The sequence below is a fragment of the Nocardia sp. NPDC051990 genome (assembly GCF_040680755.1).
Lineage (GTDB): Bacteria > Actinomycetota > Actinomycetes > Mycobacteriales > Mycobacteriaceae > Nocardia.
The window spans coordinates 594,807-612,839 of record NZ_JBFAXH010000002.1 but is presented as its reverse complement, the minus strand read 5'-3'; the positions used below and the strand labels follow the sequence as shown (position 1 = coordinate 612,839).

The 18,033-nt window shown below is 65.2% G+C and carries 16 protein-coding genes; 12 read left to right on the top strand and 4 right to left on the bottom strand.

The genetic code is table 11. The annotated features are described in order from the left end of the window. Window positions 1–41 precede the first annotated feature (41 nt). Window positions 42–695: a nitroreductase gene (locus AB0L63_RS06510; protein WP_364495484.1), complete on the bottom strand. Its 654-nt coding sequence runs from the start codon at window positions 693–695 to the stop codon at window positions 42–44. Window positions 696–700: 5 nt separating this feature from the next. Further along, window positions 701–1,657, bottom strand: a complete 957-nt coding sequence (locus tag AB0L63_RS06505) for a LysR family transcriptional regulator (RefSeq protein WP_364495482.1) — start codon at window positions 1,655–1,657, stop codon at window positions 701–703. 64 nt (window positions 1,658–1,721) lie between these two features. Here AB0L63_RS06505 and AB0L63_RS06500 point away from each other — a divergent pair, with 64 nt between their 5' ends. Genes AB0L63_RS06500 through AB0L63_RS06460 form a run of 9 tightly spaced genes read left to right on the top strand, consistent with a single transcriptional unit; the run spans window position 1,722 to window position 10,985 of the window. Continuing rightward, on the top strand, window positions 1,722–2,882 hold the full coding sequence (locus AB0L63_RS06500) for an XdhC/CoxI family protein (protein WP_364495479.1): 1,161 nt from the start codon (window positions 1,722–1,724) through the stop codon (window positions 2,880–2,882). Window positions 2,883–2,940: 58 nt separating this feature from the next. Further along, window positions 2,941–3,831, top strand: a complete 891-nt coding sequence (locus AB0L63_RS06495; protein ID WP_364495477.1) for a xanthine dehydrogenase family protein subunit M — start codon at window positions 2,941–2,943, stop codon at window positions 3,829–3,831. A 2-nt stretch (window positions 3,832–3,833) separates the two neighbouring features. Next, window positions 3,834–4,352 carry a (2Fe-2S)-binding protein gene (locus AB0L63_RS06490; RefSeq protein WP_364495475.1) on the top strand — a complete coding sequence of 173 codons (519 nt, stop codon included), beginning with the start codon at window positions 3,834–3,836 and terminating at the stop codon, window positions 4,350–4,352. Next, on the top strand, window positions 4,349–6,739 hold the full coding sequence (locus AB0L63_RS06485) for an aerobic carbon-monoxide dehydrogenase large subunit (RefSeq protein WP_364495472.1): 2,391 nt from the start codon (window positions 4,349–4,351) through the stop codon (window positions 6,737–6,739). The genes AB0L63_RS06490 and AB0L63_RS06485 overlap by 4 nt, the downstream gene beginning before the upstream one ends. A 25-nt stretch (window positions 6,740–6,764) precedes the next feature. Continuing rightward, window positions 6,765–7,652, top strand: a complete 888-nt coding sequence (locus tag AB0L63_RS06480; RefSeq protein WP_364495469.1) for an XdhC family protein — start codon at window positions 6,765–6,767, stop codon at window positions 7,650–7,652. After that, on the top strand, window positions 7,649–8,242 hold the full coding sequence (locus tag AB0L63_RS06475; RefSeq protein ID WP_364495466.1) for a nucleotidyltransferase family protein: 594 nt from the start codon (window positions 7,649–7,651) through the stop codon (window positions 8,240–8,242). The genes AB0L63_RS06480 and AB0L63_RS06475 overlap by 4 nt, the downstream gene beginning before the upstream one ends. Then, window positions 8,239–9,126 carry a MoxR family ATPase gene (locus AB0L63_RS06470; RefSeq protein ID WP_364495463.1) on the top strand — a complete coding sequence of 296 codons (888 nt, stop codon included), beginning with the start codon at window positions 8,239–8,241 and terminating at the stop codon, window positions 9,124–9,126. Before AB0L63_RS06475 ends, AB0L63_RS06470 begins: the two co-directional genes overlap by 4 nt. Window positions 9,127–9,138: 12 nt before the next feature. Beyond that, window positions 9,139–9,789: an SRPBCC family protein gene (locus AB0L63_RS06465; protein ID WP_364495460.1), complete on the top strand. Its 651-nt coding sequence runs from the start codon at window positions 9,139–9,141 to the stop codon at window positions 9,787–9,789. Further along, on the top strand, window positions 9,786–10,985 hold the full coding sequence (locus AB0L63_RS06460; RefSeq protein WP_364495457.1) for a VWA domain-containing protein: 1,200 nt from the start codon (window positions 9,786–9,788) through the stop codon (window positions 10,983–10,985). The genes AB0L63_RS06465 and AB0L63_RS06460 overlap by 4 nt, the downstream gene beginning before the upstream one ends. Window positions 10,986–11,052: 67 nt before the next feature. On the opposite strand, the gene AB0L63_RS06455 is transcribed toward AB0L63_RS06460, so the two are convergent. Next, window positions 11,053–12,630, bottom strand: a complete 1,578-nt coding sequence (locus AB0L63_RS06455; protein WP_364495454.1) for an NAD(P)/FAD-dependent oxidoreductase — start codon at window positions 12,628–12,630, stop codon at window positions 11,053–11,055. Between the two features lie 225 nt (window positions 12,631–12,855). Next, window positions 12,856–13,488, bottom strand: a complete 633-nt coding sequence (locus tag AB0L63_RS06450; RefSeq protein ID WP_364495451.1) for a hypothetical protein — start codon at window positions 13,486–13,488, stop codon at window positions 12,856–12,858. Between the two features lie 780 nt (window positions 13,489–14,268). On the opposite strand from AB0L63_RS06450, the gene AB0L63_RS06445 reads away from it, so the two are divergent. The 3 genes from AB0L63_RS06445 (at window position 14,269) to AB0L63_RS06435 (ending at window position 17,926) form a co-directional block, all read left to right on the top strand. Continuing rightward, complete coding sequence (locus AB0L63_RS06445; RefSeq protein ID WP_364495694.1) at window positions 14,269–14,685, top strand: Fur family transcriptional regulator; 417 nt, start codon at window positions 14,269–14,271, stop codon at window positions 14,683–14,685. Between the two features lie 39 nt (window positions 14,686–14,724). Beyond that, complete coding sequence (katG, locus tag AB0L63_RS06440; protein ID WP_364495448.1) at window positions 14,725–16,956, top strand: catalase/peroxidase HPI; 2,232 nt, start codon at window positions 14,725–14,727, stop codon at window positions 16,954–16,956. Between the two features lie 253 nt (window positions 16,957–17,209). After that, entirely contained in the window at window positions 17,210–17,926 is a 717-nt protein-coding gene (locus AB0L63_RS06435; protein ID WP_364495446.1) for a metal-dependent hydrolase, read from the top strand. Window positions 17,927–18,033 lie beyond the last annotated feature (107 nt).

Here is an 18,033-nt window from a genome sequence, read left to right as displayed (position 1 = left end):
TTTCCGGACAGCGAAGGCGACCAACGAATTCACACTGTTGATCAGACATCGTGGAATACCACGTTCTCACTGATGGCGCGGCGGCCGATTCGGAGATTGTTCGCGGGGAATGCAGGGTCGGGGTAGCCGACGGCCAGTCCGCACAGGACCGAAAGCTCCGTTGGGATACCGAGCTGCGCGTGGACGATCTCGGGATACCCCGCGATCGAGACCTGAACGCAGGTTCCCAGGCCGCATGCTGTCAGGGCCAGCAGCAATGTTTGCAGAAACATCCCAACACCGAGCACATCGACACTGCCGAGGTCGCGGTGCATGCAGACGATACCGGCCAACGGCGCACGGAAGAACTCCCAGTTGCGCAGCACCGCAACCCGCCTGCCCTCGGTGTCTTCGCGAGCGATTCCCATCGACCCGTACACCTGGGCGCCCAGTTCCCGGCGCAGGTGCGCGAAAGCAGGAGGCAGTGGCGGGATCTCGGGCGGCCGCATGCGAGCCTCGTGCAGCAAAGCGGCCACGAGACGGTCCCGGGCAGCTCCGGACGCGAACACCAGCTGCCACGGCTGGATGTTGGAGCTCGACGGCGCACGGACAGCCAAGGCAAGCGCGTCGTCCATCAATCTTCTCGGCACTGGTCGATCAGGCAAGAACATCCGCGTCGAATGGCGCTCCCTGATCACCTCCTCGAGGTCGGACATGGGCCTCAACTCCACAGAGTCACATGCACTTTCGGGCGGAACCGACTGACGCCTACGCCGGACCCGCGGATCATCGCCTGGATGCATCGCGGGGTGGTGATGAACCGCAGCAGTTCCGACACCGCGGGCTGGCGGGTGTCAGGTGGCAGGGTGGTCGCGCACCACTCATCGGATACCTGAAGGCCGGGCCCCTTGATGTGGCTCAATCGGCCGGTCGCGAGGTCGGAGGAGACGGCGAAACCGATCGTCACGGTGATGCCCCCGGCACAGCGGACCTCTTCGAGGGCGGCAGCATCACTCTGGAAGATCCGCTGCTGTGATTCGGGAATGGCCAACTCGCGCAGCATCGTCGCGATGTGCCCGTCGACACTGCCAGCGCTGGGGCCCAGCATCCACTGCTGTTCCCGCAGCAGCGCCGGATGCGGTGCAATGTCCGCCAGTGGGCTATCGGGGCGCGCGACCGAAATGATCTGATACTTCAAAAACGGCCGGGCGGTAATGGTCGAGTCGGTGCTGTCCTGCCCGGGCCCCAGCGCGATATCCACCGCACGGGTCTCGATCAGGCTGCGGAACTGGCTGGTGGGATGCACACTCAGCTCCACCGACAGATCCTTCGCCCGCGTAGCGAACAGGTCGATGAGGCCGGGCGCGGCATGCTCGGCGAACGCGCTCGATGCCGCGATGCGCAGCAGCCGTCGGCCGTGCGCCGCCTCGCTCACCTCGATGGCGGTCTGGCGCTGCAATCCGAGAATCTCGATCGCCCGGCTGGCCAAGCGCAGCCCGCCAGGCGTGAAGGCCAGACCCGACGCCGCGCGGGTGAACAGCGGGTCGTCGAGCTCCTTACGCAGTTGGGCGATGTGCGTCGAGACACCGGCGTCGGACATCCCCAGCTCTCTGGCCGCCGCATGGACGGAGCCGAGCCGCACCACGGTCGAGTAGGCCCGAAGCTGGGCGGGCGTCACAATCCGAGTCTACTTTGGAGGTGTACGCAGCGCCGACGGCTGCATCGCGTCTGGAGGACGCACTATGCAGGACGTGCTCACGGATCTGATGACAACATGGAACGCCGGGGGCACGGCTGGGGTCGCGACGGTCGTGCGGACCTTCCGTTCGTCGCCGCGACCGCCCGGTGCGGCCATGGTCGTCGCCCCCGACGGCACGGTCGGCGGTTCGGTCTCCGGCGGCTGCGTCGAGGGCGCGGTCTACGAACTCGCCACCGACGTCATCCGGACCGGTTCTCCGGTGCTACAGCGGTATGGCCTCTCCGATGAGGACGCGTTCGCCGTTGGTCTCACCTGCGGCGGCATCATCGATATCTTCGTCGAAGCCATCTCGCCGGAGACGTTTCCGGAACTCGGCGAGGTCGCCGCAGATATCGCCGAGCACCGGCCGGTCGCGATCGCGACCGTCATCGAGCACCCCGACACCGCCCGGGTCGGGCGTCGGCTGCTGATCCGGCCCAGCGATGCCCACTGCACGCTGGGGTCGGCGCGCATCGACGACGCGGTCATCGATGACGCACGCGGACTGCTCGCAGCGGGCCGCACCGAAGTGCTGTCCTACGGTCCGGATGGGCAGCGTCGCGGCGAGGGCATGGGCGTTTTCGTCGCCAGTTATGCCCGACAGCCGCGGATGCTGGTGTTCGGGGCGATCGATTTCGCCGCCGCCGTCGCCCAGCAGGGATCGTTCCTCGGCTACCGGGTGACAGTGTGCGACGCGCGGCCGGTCTTCGCCACCTCCGCCCGGTTCCCGACCGCCGACGAGGTCGTCGTCGCCTGGCCGCACCGCTACCTGGCCGCGCAGATCGCGGCCGGCACGGTCGACTCGCAAACCGTCGTCTGCGTACTGACCCACGATCCCAAGTTCGACGTTCCGCTGCTCGAGGTGGCACTGCGCGCACCGGAGATCGGCTATGTCGGCGCCATGGGGTCGCGCCGCACGCACGACGAGCGGCTGGGCCGGTTGCGACAGACGGGCCTCACCGACGAACAACTCGCCCGACTCGCCAGCCCGATCGGGCTGGATCTGGGCGGCCGGACACCGGAAGAGACGGCGGTGTCCATCGCGGCCGAGATCATCGCGCGACGCTGGGGCGGACGCGGTGCCTCCCTGACCAGAACCGGCGGCCGGATTCACCACACGACCAGCGCGAACACCGAATTAAGTGATTCCTTAAATCGGTCTTGACGGCCCACTCCGGCAGGGCAGACGCTTGGCCCATTCCCGCCGACATGAGGTCGATCACATGCAAGTTCCTGGGCCATTCGAATACGAGCGCGCAACGGGCGTGGATCACGCCATCGGACTACTGGACCGGCTGGGGGAGGAGGCGCGCATCGTCGCGGGCGGGCACAGTCTGCTGCCGATGATGAAGCTACGACTGGCCAATCCGGAATATCTCATCGACATCAACGACCTGGCCGCCGAACTGGGTTACATCGTCACCGACCCGACCCTGGTGCGCATCGGTGCGATGGTCCGGCATCGGCACGCGCTCGAGTCGGACGACCTCGCCGCGGCGTGCCCGATCTTCCGTGACGCCGAGCGTGTAATCGCCGACCCGGTCGTGCGCAACCGCGGCACCATCGGCGGGTCGCTGTGCCAGGCCGATCCCGCCGAAGATCTCTGCACGGTCTGCACGGTCCTCGGCGCCGTCTGCCTGGTGCGCGGACCGTCCGGCGACCGGGAGATCGCGATGGACGACTTCCTGGTCGGCCCGTACGAAACCGCCATGTCGCACAACGAAATTCTGATCGAGATCCGAATTCCCGTGCGGCATCGGACATCGAGCGCCTACGCGAAGGTGGAGCGCCGGGTCGGCGACTGGGCGATCACGGCGGCCGGCGCAACGGTGACCCTGCGCGGCGAGACGATAGCGGCCGCACGGATCGGTCTGACCGCGGTCAACCCCGATCCGGCGGCGCTGGCCACCGCGGCGGACATGCTCATCGGTGAGCCGCCCACCGAAGAAATATTCGCGGAGGCTGGCCGCCTAGCGAGCACGGCGTGCTCACCTGTCTCCGATGCCCGCGGCAGCGCGGACTACAAGCGTCATCTCGCATCCGAACTGACGATTCGCGTGCTGCGCACCGCAGTCGAACGAGTACTGAACGACCCCGCGCTGGAAGGGAATTAGCCATGCAGGTAACCATGACCGTCAACGGCGAGCCGGTGACCGCGCAGGTCGAGCCACGCACCCTGCTCGTGCATTTCCTGCGAGATCAGTTGCGGCTCACCGGAACCCACTGGGGCTGCGACACCAGCAACTGCGGCACCTGCGTGGTGGAGGTCGACGGCGAACCGGTGAAGTCGTGCACGATGCTGGCCGTCATGGCCAGCGGTCGCGCAGTGCGCACCGTCGAGGGGCTCGAGGTGCACGGTCAACTCGACCCCGTGCAGGAGGGCTTCATGCAGTGCCATGGGTTGCAGTGCGGATTCTGCACACCCGGAATGATGATCACCGCCCGCGCCCTGCTCGACCGCACCCCGAACCCCGACGAGCAGACCATCCGGGAAGCGATCTCGGGCCAGATCTGCCGCTGCACCGGATACACCACCATCGTGCGGTCGATCCAGTGGGCCGCGGCGAAGCAACGCGGCGAAGCGGTAGAGCCCGAACCCGCCGCCACGCCGACACCGGTAGGGAGCACGTCATGACCGCCGTCGAGTCCCGGCCCGAAGACCGTGTCGACAACGACCACAAGCCATGTGGTCACGGCAGGATGCTGCGCAAGGAGGATCCGAGGTTCATTCGCGGACGCGGCAATTACGTTGACGACGTGTCGCTGCCCGGCATGCTGCATTTGGCGATCCTGCGTTCCCCGTTCGCGCACGCACGGATCGTGAGCGTCGATGCCTCAGCGGCACAGGCACATCCGAAGGTCAGGGCCGTTGTCACGGGCGCGGATCTCGCAGCGAAGGGACTGGCCTGGATGCCGACGCTGTCCAACGATGTACAGGCCGTGCTGGCGACGGACAAGGTCCGATTCCAGGGGCAGGAGGTGGCTTTCGTCGTCGCCGAGGACCGCTACTCCGCGCGTGACGCACTGGAGCTCATCAACGTCGAATACGAGATGCTCGATCCGGTCATCGACGCCCGGACCGCACTGGCGCCCGGAATGCCGGTGATCCGAGACGATCTCGAGGGCAAGCGGGACAACCACTGCTTCGACTGGGAAACCGGCGACGCCGCCGCGACCGAGGCGGTGTTCGCGCGCGCCGACGTCGTCGTCAAGCAGGAGATCGTCTATCCGCGAGTGCATCCCGCCCCCATGGAGACCTGCGGTGCAGTCGCGGATCTCGATCCGGTGACGGGCAAGCTCACACTGTGGTCGACAAGTCAGGCGCCGCATGCCCACCGCACGCTCTACGCGTTGGTCGCCGGACTGCCCGAGCACAAGATCCGGGTGATCTCACCCGATATAGGCGGCGGATTCGGCAACAAGGTGCCCATCTATCCGGGATACGTCTGCGCCATCGTCGGGTCGCTGTTGCTGGGCAAACCGGTGAAGTGGGTGGAGGATCGCAGCGAGAACCTCACCAGCACCGGGTTCGCCCGCGACTACATCATGGTCGGCGAGATCGCCGCCACCGCCGACGGCAAGATCCTCGCCATCCGATCGACTGTGCTCGCCGATCATGGCGCCTTCAACGGCCAAGCCGCGCCATTGAAGTATCCGGCGGGCTTCTTCGGCGTCTTCACCGGTAGCTACGACATCGAGGCCGCCTACTGCAAGATGACCGCGGTCTACACGAACAAGGCCCCCGGCGGCGTCGCCTACGCGTGCTCGTTCCGGATCACCGAGGCCGTCTACTTCGTCGAGCGATTGGTGGATTGCCTCGCCTACGAACTGAAGATGGACCCGGCCGAGCTGCGGCTGCGGAATCTGCTTCGCCCCGACCAGTTCCCATACACCAGCAAGACCGGTTGGGTCTACGACTCCGGCGACTACGAGAAGACCATGCGCCTGGCGATGGACATGATCGGCTACGACGCCCTGCGAAAGGAGCAGCAGGACAAGCGCGCCCGCGGCGAGTTGATGGGCATCGGGATGTCCTTCTTCACCGAGGCCGTCGGCGCGGGTCCACGCAAGGATATGGACATCCTCGGACTCGGGATGGCCGACGGGTGCGAGCTGCGCGTCCATCCGACCGGCAAGGCCGTGGTGCGGCTATCGGTGCAGACCCAAGGGCAAGGGCACGAGACGACGTTCGCTCAGATCGTCGCCGAGGAACTCGGCATACCACCGGACGACATCGACGTGGTGCACGGCGACACCGATCAGACTCCGTTCGGCCTCGGCACCTACGGCACCCGGTCGACACCGGTCTCGGGCGCCGCCGCCGCGCTGGTCGCGCGGAAGGTGCGCGACAAGGCGCGGATCATCGCGTCCGGCATGCTCGAGGTCTCCGTCGCCGACCTCGAGTGGGAAAAAGGGTCGTTCCACGTCAAGGGCGATCCGTCCGCGGCGGTGACGATCCAGCAGATCGCGATGCGAGCACACGGCGCCGGCGATCTGCCCGAGGGCATCGAGGGCGGACTCGACGCGCAAATCTGTTACAACCCGGAGAATCTCACCTTCCCGTATGGTGCGTACTTCTGCGTCGTCGACATCGACCCGGGAACAGCCGTGGTCAAGGTCCGGCGTTTCCTCGCCGTCGACGACTGCGGCACCCGGATCAATCCGATGATCATCGAGGGCCAGGTGCACGGCGGCCTCACCGACGGCATCGGCATGGCGCTGATGGAGATCATGGCCTTCGACGAGGACGGCAACTGCCTCGGCGGATCCCTGATGGACTACCTCATCCCGACCGCGCTCGAAGTTCCGCATTTCGAGACCGGCTACACGGTCACCCCTTCGCCACACCACCCGATCGGCGCGAAAGGCGTAGGCGAATCGGCCACGGTCGGATCACCGCCCGCGGTGGTCAATGCCGTGGTGGATGCGTTGGCGCCGTTCGGAGTTCGGCACGCCGACATGCCGCTGACGCCGTCACGGGTGTGGGAGGCGATGCAGGGGCGGGCCACACCGCCCATCTGAGTGGGTGCAGGCGATGGGATCACCGATGAAGATGAGCGAGCGCGCACAGCAGCTGGTCCGCGCCCGCACGCCGTTCGTGCACGCAACCGTCGTGCGCGCACAGCAGCCCACCTCGGCGCACGCCGGAGACGAGGCGATCCTGTTGCAGGACGGCACGATCGAAGGATTCGTCGGCGGCCAGTGCGCCCAGAACTCGGTCCGCAAGGCGGCGCTAGGTGCCCTGCAGTCGCACGAAAGTGTACTGCTACGCGTACTACCGGACGGTGATCTGCAGTTTCCCGAAGCACCCGGCGCGGCGGTCGTGGTGAATCCCTGTCTGTCCGGTGGAGCGTTGGAGATATTCCTCGAACCACAGATCCCGGCGCCATTGGTGCGCATCTGCGGCGCAACACCTATCGCGGACGCCCTGGCCGAAATGTGCGAACTGGTCGGATTCGGGGTGCAGCGCCGTGTTGCCGAAGCCGACTCGTCGGATTCGCTGGCCGATACGACGGCGATGGTGATCGCCAGCCACGGTGGCCCGGAAGCCGGGATGATCCGCGCCGCGCTCGACGCGGGTCTGGGATATATCGGGCTGGTGGCCAGCAGGATTCGAGGGGCTTCGATTCTCGACGAGCTCGGACTGACCGACGCCGAGCGGGCCCGTGTGCGCACCCCGGTGGGGTTGCCGATCGGCGCCAAGACCTCCGCGGAGATCGCCGTCTCGATTGTCGCGCAAGTGATCCAGGCGATCCGCAAAGATGGTCTGGCCGTGACGCCACGCACGGTCAATGTCGCAGTCGAAGCGCTCGATCCGGTGTGCGGCATGAGCGTGACGGTCGGACCGGACACACCGCATCTCACTATCGACGATGTCGACCACTGGTTCTGCAGCTCCGGCTGCCGCGCCTCCTTCGCGAAGACGGGCTCATGACAATCGGGGTCGTCACCGGAGTCGTTCTCGCCGCGGGAGTCTCACGGCGTCTCGGCACTGCGAAACAGCTACTGCCGTACCGGAATACGACGGTTCTCGGTGCCACCCTCGACGTGGTGCGTTCCTGCGCTTTCGACCAGATCATCGTCACCCTCGGCGGCGCCGCCGCGGCGGTCCGCCAGCAGGTCGATCTCGCCGGGCTGGAGGTGGTCATGGCCGACGACTTCGGTTCGGGCTGCTCGTCGTCGCTGCGTTCGGCCCTGAGCGCGGTACATCCCCGGGCCACCGGAATCGTGCTGATGCTCGGTGATCAACCAGGTCTGTCGGCGGCGACCGTTGACCGACTTATCGCGGCGCGAACGTCCACGGCGATCACCGTCTGCCATTACCGCGACGGTGTCGGGCATCCATTCTGGCTGAGCCGCGGCGTATTCAGTGAGTTGGCCGAACTACACGGCGACAAAGCCGTGTGGAAGGTCATCGAGTCGGGCCGCGTCCCGGTGTCTCGACTCGACGTCGACGCGCCGATGCCCTTGGATGTGGACACCTGGGACGACTACGAGCGCCTGCGCGCCGCGGCATCGCCATGATGTCGCCATTCGATGACATCGAGGAGGTGGTGCGACGATTCGACGCCGACGACTACCTGCTCGACACCGGGACCGCTGCCGCCTTCTATCTGGCCACCACGTTGGCTCGCCCACTGTTACTGGAAGGCGAACCCGGAGTGGGCAAGACGACAGCGGCGAAGACCCTGGCCACCGTGCTCGGTGCACCGCTGATCCGCCTGCAGTGCTATGAGGGACTCACTGTGAGCGAAGCGCTCTACGACTGGAACTACCAGCGTCAGCTGCTGAGCATCCGGCTCGCCGAGGCACGCGGCGCCGACCTCACCGAAGCCGACCTGTTCACCGAGGCATTCCTCGTGGACCGCCCGATCCTGCGCTGTGCACGATATCGCGGTCCGACGCCCCCGGTGCTGTTGATCGACGAAATCGACCGTGCCGACGACGAATTCGAAGCACTGCTGCTCGAATTCCTCGGTGAGGCCACAGTGACCGTTCCCGAGCTCGGAACCTTCGTCGCCGAACACCCGCCGCTGGCGGTGCTGACCTCGAACCGCAGTCGCGACCTGCACGACGCGCTGCGCCGACGCTGCCTCTACCACTGGATCGACTACCCGGAACCGACCCGCGCGGTGGCGATCGTGCGACGCACCGTGCCCGGTGCAACTGACGCGCTGATCGAACACGCCACCCGATTCGTCAGCCGCGCCCGCGATCTCGACCTCGACAAGCCGCCCGGCGTCGCCGAGACCATCGACTGGATCGCCGCGCTGGCGACACTCGACGTCGCCGATCTCACGGCGCCCGAGGCGGTCGCCGCGCTCAGCGCACTGGCGAAGACACCTGACGACCACGCCACCGTCCACGCGGCATTCGCCGAATACACCCAAAGCCTGGCCACCGGATGAATGGACACTCCGATGAAGATCGCCAACGAATTCACCGTCAACGTACCTGTCGAACAGGCATGGGAGGTGCTGACCGACCTTGAAACGGTGGTCCCGCTCATGCCCGGCGCACAGATGATCGGTTGGGAAGGAGACGATTTCCTCGGCAAACTGAAGGTCAAAGTCGGCCCGGTGACCAGCGAGTTCACCGGAAAGGCGAATTTCGTCGAGCGCGACGAACATGACCATCGCGCCGTCATCAACGGCAGCGGCCGGGATTCACGCGGATCCGGAAACGCGGCGGCGACCATCACCACGCAACTGCGCGAAGACGGCGACAAGACCCGCGTCACCGTGGACACCGACCTCAAGATCGTCGGCAAGCTCGCCCAATTCGGCAGCGGAATGCTACAGCAGGTGTCCGAGAAACTGGTCGGTCAATTCGTCACATCCCTCGAAGCGAAACTCGCGACGGGTGATTCGGCCGCCGCGCAGGTCGTGGTCGGGCCGGACAGCCGAGAAATGCGGCCGAAACCGGTCACACAACCCGAGCCCGCACCGCTCGACCTCGTCGATCTGGTTGGACCCGCGATGATCAAGAAGTATGCGCCGGCGATCGCGCTCACGCTGGCGGCCGCGCTCGCAATTGCCCTACTACGCCGGCGGATACGCGGGAAGCGATGACACGAGCGGTCATGCTGCGCGGCGTCGATTTGGCCGCATTCGCCGTCGCGGTGGTCGCGCGGTTGCGGCGTGGTGGCGTCGCGGTCGCGCCGAGCGGGCCCGCGCTGTTCGTGCAGGCATTGCGCCGCATGGCGCCGCGGTCGCGCACCGAGCTCTACTGGGCTGCGCGCCTCACGCTCGTCGATCGCATGCAGGATCTCGCTGCCTTCGACGCGTCCTTCGCGACGGTGTTCGCCGACGCGACGCTGAGTGTTGACCCGCCGAGCCGAACGCACGGATTGCCGACCGAACGCATCTCGGCACCGGGTACGGGCGGCCGAGAGCAGTTTCGGCAAGGCGGTGAAGTCCCATGGGCGACACTGCAATCCGCGACCGGCGCCGACCGATCGACCGACACGGGTGTGGCACTGCCGGACGTACTGCCGAGCCGGTTCACGGCACGAGCACAGGAACCGTTCGATCACTTCGATCCAGACGATCTGCGGACGGTCGGCGTATGGCTGGAGCAGGCGGCGGCGCACTGGCCCAAGCGCCGCAGCAGGCGCTATGAAAACCATCCGCACGGCAAGCGGATCGACTTCCGGGCAACGATGAACAACTCCCGCCGCACCGGTTGGGAGTCGCCGGTGCTGGTCCGCACTCGTCCCCGACGCCGCCCGCGCCGAATCGTCATGATCTGCGACGTCAGCCGCTCCATGCGGCCGTATTCGACGATCTACCTACACCTGATGCGAGCCGCGATGCAGCGCCGATCGCCCGATCGCCCAGAGGTGTTCGCCTTCTCCACCTCGCTGACCAGGCTGACCTCGGTGCTGGCGCACCGTTCCCCGGATGTCGCGGTGGCCAGAGCCAACGACAAGGTGGTCGACCGCTACGGCGGCACGCACATCGGCCGATGTCTCGGCATGCTGCTTGCGACTCCATCCGGCACCGCGATGCGAGGCGCCGTCGTCGTCATCGCATCGGACGGCTGGGACAGCGACACCCCCGATGTCCTCGCTCGTGCAATGGCCCGGATCCGACGCCGGGCTTGGCGCGTCATCTGGCTCAATCCCCGTGCGGGCGACTCCCGATTCCAGCCGACCACCGGGGCAATGGCAGTGGCCCTACCGTACTGCGACATCATGATGCCCGCGCACACGCTGGCGGGCATACACGCGTTCCTGCAAGCCATGGCATCAGCGAATGTCACCTGATGGCAACTCGACCCTGTCGACGCACACGCACTGGTGACACGGCGATAGTCTTCGGAACCCGGCTTCGTCATCGGCGAAGCCTCGCCCGGTCTCCAGCACACCGACCCGGCACCCCCGCTCGGTCAACCGCAGCGCACGCTGACGAACCGATCACCAGCGCGTCATGCCCTGCCCTACCGGTGCGAACCAGCTCGTAGTCGCGGACATCGAAATGCGACCGCTTGTCGTATTCGCTCATCCGACCGGGCCAGTTCGTCGTCACCCGACCGCTGGCCTCCCGGTACCAGCTGGCGCACTTGGTCCACACCGTATGTTCGAGCCGCCCCTGGATCTCCTCGTCGAACCGCGCCTCCACCTCCGGCCTCACCGAGAGATAATCGCCCGCCCCACGCAGATGCTCGACCGCTTGGCGCAGATAGCGCGCCTGCCGCTCGTGCATGTAGATGATGGAACCAGCGCCAAGATTGGTATTCGGCCCGTACATGATGAACATATTCGGAAAATGCGGCACGGTGAGACCCATGTACGCGCGCGCACCGCCGGACCACACCTCACGCAGCTCCTTGCCACCGATCCCGCGAATCGTCATGGGCGCCAAGAACTCGGTGGTTTTGAATCCGGTGCAATAAACGATCACATCGACCTCGGACCGCGAGCCGTCTTCGGTGCGCACACCGGTCGGCATGATCTCGGCAATAGGCGAGGTCTCCACATGCACATTCGGCTGCGACACCGCCGGGTAGTAATTGCTCGCCATCAGCCCGCGCTTACAGCCCGCCGCATAATCCGGTGTCATCTTGGCCAGCAGTTCGGGATCGCAGATCTGCGCGGCCCGATGCCGGTCCGCCCATCCGGAGATCAGATCGGCCATGCGGCCGTTGCCTTCCAGACCCGAGGTCACCAACTCGTAGAACAAGTACCAGCCGAACCGCTCCGCACGCTGGATCAGCGGAAACATCGCGACAATCGACAAATTGTCCAGCGCATCGAGTTTCGGGGACGCGTAACAGCTTTCGATCTTCGGAATGATCCACGGCGCCGACCGCTGGAAGACCGTCAACTGCCCGACCTTCGGCTGAATCGCCGGAATGATCTGAATCGCGCTCGCACCGGTGCCGATGATCGCGACCCGCTTACCGGACAACTCGACATCGTGATCCCACCGCGCCGAATGGAACGCATCCTCGGTGAAGGAATCCATGCCCGGAATATTCGGCCACACCGGACGCGACAGCTGACCCACCGCGGGCACGAACACATCCGCTTCGAGCAGCTCACCCGAGATCGTGCGCACCCGCCATCGGCCACGGTCGGCATCGAAGTCCGCCGAATCGACCTCGACACCGAAACGCATATGCTTCTCGAGGTCATAGCGGCGCGCGACGTCATGCATATAGGCGAGGATGTCGCGCTGTTCAGCGAATCGCTTCGGCCAGTAGGCATTCGGCGCGAAGGAAAACGAGTACAGATCCGACGGCGCGTCACAGGCCGCGCCCGGATAGGTATTGTCCCGCCAGACCCCGCCGAGCCCGTCGGCCTTATCGATAATGGTGAATGCGTCGTGGCCGCGGCGCTTCAGCTCCAGCGCGGCCGCGAGGCCGCCGAATCCGGCGCCGACGATGAGCACGGACGGAGTGCTAGTCATGTCGATAACTGTATGAACGGCACCGTGGTTGGCGAGAGAGCACCGCGGCCAGTAAATCAACATTTTCGGCCATCACGTGCTGCCAGGCATTCGTCACAGTGACGATTTGCGGTAGGTGATGGGGAAGGGGAGGGGAGGGGTTCAGCAGTATCTTCGTGCGACCCAAGGTGATTCGGATGCCCGACATCCGACCAGGGCGCACCTCGCCGGTTCGACCGGCCACGGTCAAGGCGCCACCGGGATGACATCGGGCTCAGCCTTCCGGTCCGCATGAAATCCCGGCAGATACCGATTCGCGAACGGAATCAATACCTGAATCAACGGACCGATGCCGAACGCATACACCACTGTGCCGACGCCGACGCTGCCGCCCAGTAGCCAGCCGGCAGTCAACACCGATACCTCGATCCCCGTCCGCACCAACCGCACCGACCATCCGGTCCGACGAACCAGTCCAGTCATCAGTCCATCCCGCGGCCCAGGCCCCATTCCCGCGCCGATATACAGCACCGTGGCCACCGCATTCAAAACCACCGCGGCGCCCATCGCGCCGACCCGCACCGGTAGCACATCCCAGTCCGGCAGCATCCACAACCCGACGTCGACCGACACACCGATCACCACGACATTGCTCACCGTGCCAAGACCTGGCCGCTGCCGCAACGGAATCCACGCCAACAACACCGCGACTCCGGTAAGCGCCGTCACCGCACCGAAACTGATCGACACATGCTCGGCCACCCCTTGATGAAACACATCCCACGGATCCAATCCGAGCCCGGCCCGAATCATGACCGCCATCGAAAACCCGTACAACCACAACCCGACATAAAGCGCGACCAGCCGCCGAACCAACATCACCCCAGCCTGCCGTCAACTGGACCCCCAAAACAGAGCCAATCACCAAGCACTGGCCCCATAGCCAGAAACCAATCTGACCCGCTCTACCTTCGCATGCATCCCTCAAATCGTCACTGTGATGATTTGAGGGATGCGAGGTAGCGCGAAGGGGAGTCGGGCCCGATTGACCCGCACCCGAGACCCTGAGTCCAATCGGGTGTTTCTACGCCAAAATTCAGAATTTGCCGGAAAATTTACATCAAGCGAACCGCACGTCGAGGGGTCGCCATGCAACCGCAATACATATTTCCCGCGCCCCGAACGTCGGCAGCCAGGCCGGCCACTCGGAAATCCAATCCTTCTCGGAAATCCCAATCCCGAAAACGCATATCTGCCAACGTCATGCAACCAGCGCCGCCCACTTCCAGCACCTCCGTTGTAACGCCGATAATCAACATTATGTCAGGTAGGACTCCGTGAGCCTTCCTGATATGTACATCGCAACGCCCCCTCGATCGCGCGCTTCCCCGAGGAGAGCCGCCGAGATCGTTACCAACCCCTCAACCTGAGCCACACTCAGATACAACAGGTCGACCCCCGGAGTCCTCCCCGTAGAGAACTGCTTGCCCCGAATAACCCAAGGCTCGAACCAGCAGCGAATTGTGGGTTCATCAGACGCGACAGGTCTGAAGAGCGCTGTCGGTTGTGGAATCGTCTCGAGATTTCGCGAAACACTCCCCCTGCAGACTTGAATGAGTCACACTCTTGAATGTGTCCACAAATTCGGAATTCGAGCGCATGTTGCGCGGGGTGTCGCTGCGCGTGACGGCGCCGCGGGTTGCCGTGCTGACTGCCGTGCATGAGCATCCGCATTCCGATACGGACTCGATCCTCGGTCATGTGCGCCGCACGCTCGGTGCGGTATCCCACCAGGCGGTATACGACGTGTTGCGCGCACTGACAGCCGCCGGTCTGCTGCGGCGCATCCAGCCGATGGGATCGGTCGCGCGCTACGAAACACGGGTCGGCGATAACCACCACCACGTCGTGTGCCGATCGTGCGGCGTCATCGCCGACGTCGACTGCGCCGTCGGCGAGGCGCCCTGCCTGACCGCATCGCATGACAACGGATTCGTACTCGATGAGGCCGAGGTCATCTATTGGGGCCTGTGCCCCGATTGCTCGGCAGCACAAATGTCCGGATCACACCCGTGATCACAGCCCGATTCACTCACTTCCCCGAAAGGAATTGCCGTGCCTGAGGAACATCCGCCCATCGGAGAGGCCAATACGGAACCCGCCGCCGGTGGTTGCCCCGTTACATCCGGTCGCCTCAAGTCCCCAGCCGAGGGCGGAGGCAACCGTGACTGGTGGCCGAACCAGCTCAATCTCAAGATCCTGCAGAAGAACCCGGCCGTAGCCAGCCCCATGGGCGCGGACTTCGACTACGCCGCGGAATTCAAAACCCTCGATCTGGCTGCCGTGAAGCAGGACATCATCGAGGTCATGACCACCTCGCAGGACTGGTGGCCCGCCGACTACGGCCACTACGGACCGTTGTTCATCCGGATGGCCTGGCACGCCGCAGGCACCTACCGGATCAATGACGGCCGCGGCGGAGCCGGTGCCGGTATGCAGCGCTTCGCCCCGCTCAACAGCTGGCCCGACAACGCCAGCCTCGACAAGGCGCGTCGTCTGCTGTGGCCGATCAAGCAGAAGTACGGCCGCAAACTGTCGTGGGCCGACCTGATCGTCTACGCCGGCAATGTCGCGCTCGAAGACATGGGCTTCCCGACCTTCGGTTTCGGTGGCGGCCGCGTCGACCAGTGGGAGCCCGATGAGGACGTGTACTGGGGTCCGGAGCAGACCTGGCTCGGCGACGAGCGCTACACCGGCACTCGCGACCTCGAAAACCCCTTGGCCGCAGTCCAAATGGGTCTGATCTACGTCAATCCGGAAGGCCCCAACGGCAATCCGGATCCGCTCGCAGCGGCCGTCGACATCCGTGAGACCTTCCGCCGCATGGCCATGAACGATATCGAGACAGCGGCGCTGATCGTCGGCGGCCACACCTTCGGCAAGACCCACGGTGCCGGCGATGCCGATCTCGTCGGTCCCGAGCCCGAGGCCGCACCGCTCGAAGAGCAGGGCCTCGGCTGGAAGAGTGGCTTCGGCACCGGTGTCGGCAAGGACGCGATCACCAGCGGTCTCGAGGGCACCTGGACGCCCACCCCGACCAAGTGGGACAACAGCTTCCTCGAGACCCTGTACGGCTACGAGTGGGAGAAGACCAAGAGCCCCGCCGGAGCCTGGCAGTACATCCCGAAGGACGGCGCTGGCGCGGGTACCGTGGCCGACGCTCACGACCCGTCGAAGACCCACACCCCGGTGATGCTGACCACCGACATCTCGCTGCGGGTCGACCCCGTTTACGAGCAGATCACCCGTCGCTGGCTCGAACACCCCGAAGAGCTGGCCGTGGAGTTCGCCAAGGCCTGGTACAAGCTCATCCACCGCGATATGGGCCCGATCGTCCGTTATCTCGGACCGCTGGTCCCGAAGGAGACCCTGCTCTGGCAGGATCCGGTGCCCGCGGTATCGCACGACCTCATCGGGGCCGACGATATCGCCGCACTCAAGAGCCAGATCCTGACCTCGGGTCTGACTGTCGCACAGCTGGTTTCGACCACCTGGGCGGCTGCGGCGTCCTTCCGTGGCAGTGACAAGCGCGGCGGCGCCAACGGTGGACGAGTCCGCCTGCAACCGCAGGCCGGCTGGGAGGTCAACGAGCCCGATGAGCTCGCCCAGGTGGTACGCGTCCTGGAAGGCATCCAGGAGTCCTTCAACACCGCCCAGACCGGAAACACCCGGGTGTCCTTCGCCGACATCGTCGTGCTCGGCGGCGCCGCGGCCGTCGAGCAGGCCGCCAAGAACGCCGGCTACGACGTCGAGGTGCCGTTCACCCCGGGGCGCACGGACGCCGCCCAGGAGCAGACCGATGTGGAGTCCTTCTCCGTGCTCGAGCCCAATGCGGACGGCTTCCGCAACTATGTCGGAAAGGGTAACCGGCTCCCCGCCGAGTACCTGCTGATCGACCGGGCGAATCTGCTGACCCTCAGCGCTCCCGAGCTGACCGTCCTCATCGGTGGTCTGCGCGTCCTCGGCACGAACCACAAGCAGTCACAGCTCGGCGTATTCACCCAGAACCCGGGATCGTTGACCAACGACTTCTTCGTGAACCTGCTCGATATGGGCACGAAGTGGGAGCCGTCGGCCGCCGATGACGGAACCTTCGAGGGCAAGGATCGCGCCACCGGTGCGCTCAAGTGGACCGGCAGCCGCGTCGACCTGATCTTCGGGTCGAACTCGCAGCTGCGCGCGCTCGCGGAGGTCTACGCGAGCGACGACGCGAAGGAGAAGTTCGTGAACGACTTCATCGCCGCGTGGGTCAAGGTGTCCAATCTGGACCGGTTCGACCTGGTGTGACGTAGGAGGACCGACCGACCCGGCCGGTCCGCCTCATGCGGCGCCCCCGCGAACTCCCATGGTTCGCGGGGGCGCCGTCATGCGCATGTCAGTTTGTTCGACCTCAACGGACTGTTCGTCGGCTGCTCGATGCGCAACGGGCACAGCGACCGCATCTTGCCGCTCGCAGTGAAATCCCCTCCCCCCGATACGTTTTCACCGGCTGGTTAGTCGCGTTGATTGAAACTGGTTGTGGTCAACTAACCTTCATGCGGTGCTAGGACATTCACATGCGACCAGTGGCGCTTTCGCCTGGTCGGTGGCAGCGGCCACGCTGCCCATCTCGGTGTTGGTTTATCCGGTATTACCAACTGGCGACACGCATCTCGGTGCGGTCGAGATATTGCTCGGTACCCTGCTGACCGCGGGGGCCGCGCTGCTGCCCGATGCGGACCATCCGAACGGCACCATCGCGCATGTCCTCGGTCCGATCTCCTACCACCTGTGCCGGTTGATCTCCCGGATCTCCGGTGGACATCGGCACGCCACGCACTCATTCGCCTTCGTCATCGCCATCGCCTATGGGACCTGGGCGGGTGAGCATTGGCTCGGCAGGTATTTCACGCTGGGATTGGTGTTCTTCCTGCTCGCGCTGGCAGTGCGGGCACTGCATCTGTGCCCCGCCGGCGAGGGCATCGAGGCATGGGGCACGGTCATAATCCTCGCGGCGGCAGGGACGTTCGCAATGGATCACTGGATCACCGATAAACCGGCATGGTTGCCGTTCTCCGTCGGGCTCGGGGCACTCGCCCACCTCGTCGGTGATTGCCTCACCGATAAGGGGTGCCGACTGTTCTGGCCGTTCCGGCTGCGTACCCGCATACCAGTGATCGAACGGACCGGGAACAAGGTCGAAACCTGGATTCTGTCACCGTTTTTCACGGTGGCCACACTTGCCGTGCTCTGGTACGTCTTCTCCGTCAATCCCTAAGTCTCACCGCTGCGGCCGTCGACGGCCGCAGCGGCTGGGGCTCCCCCGGAGGTCTTTGCGGTCTTTTGGGTTTGTTGGAGATTTAATGATTGATAAATTAATATGCA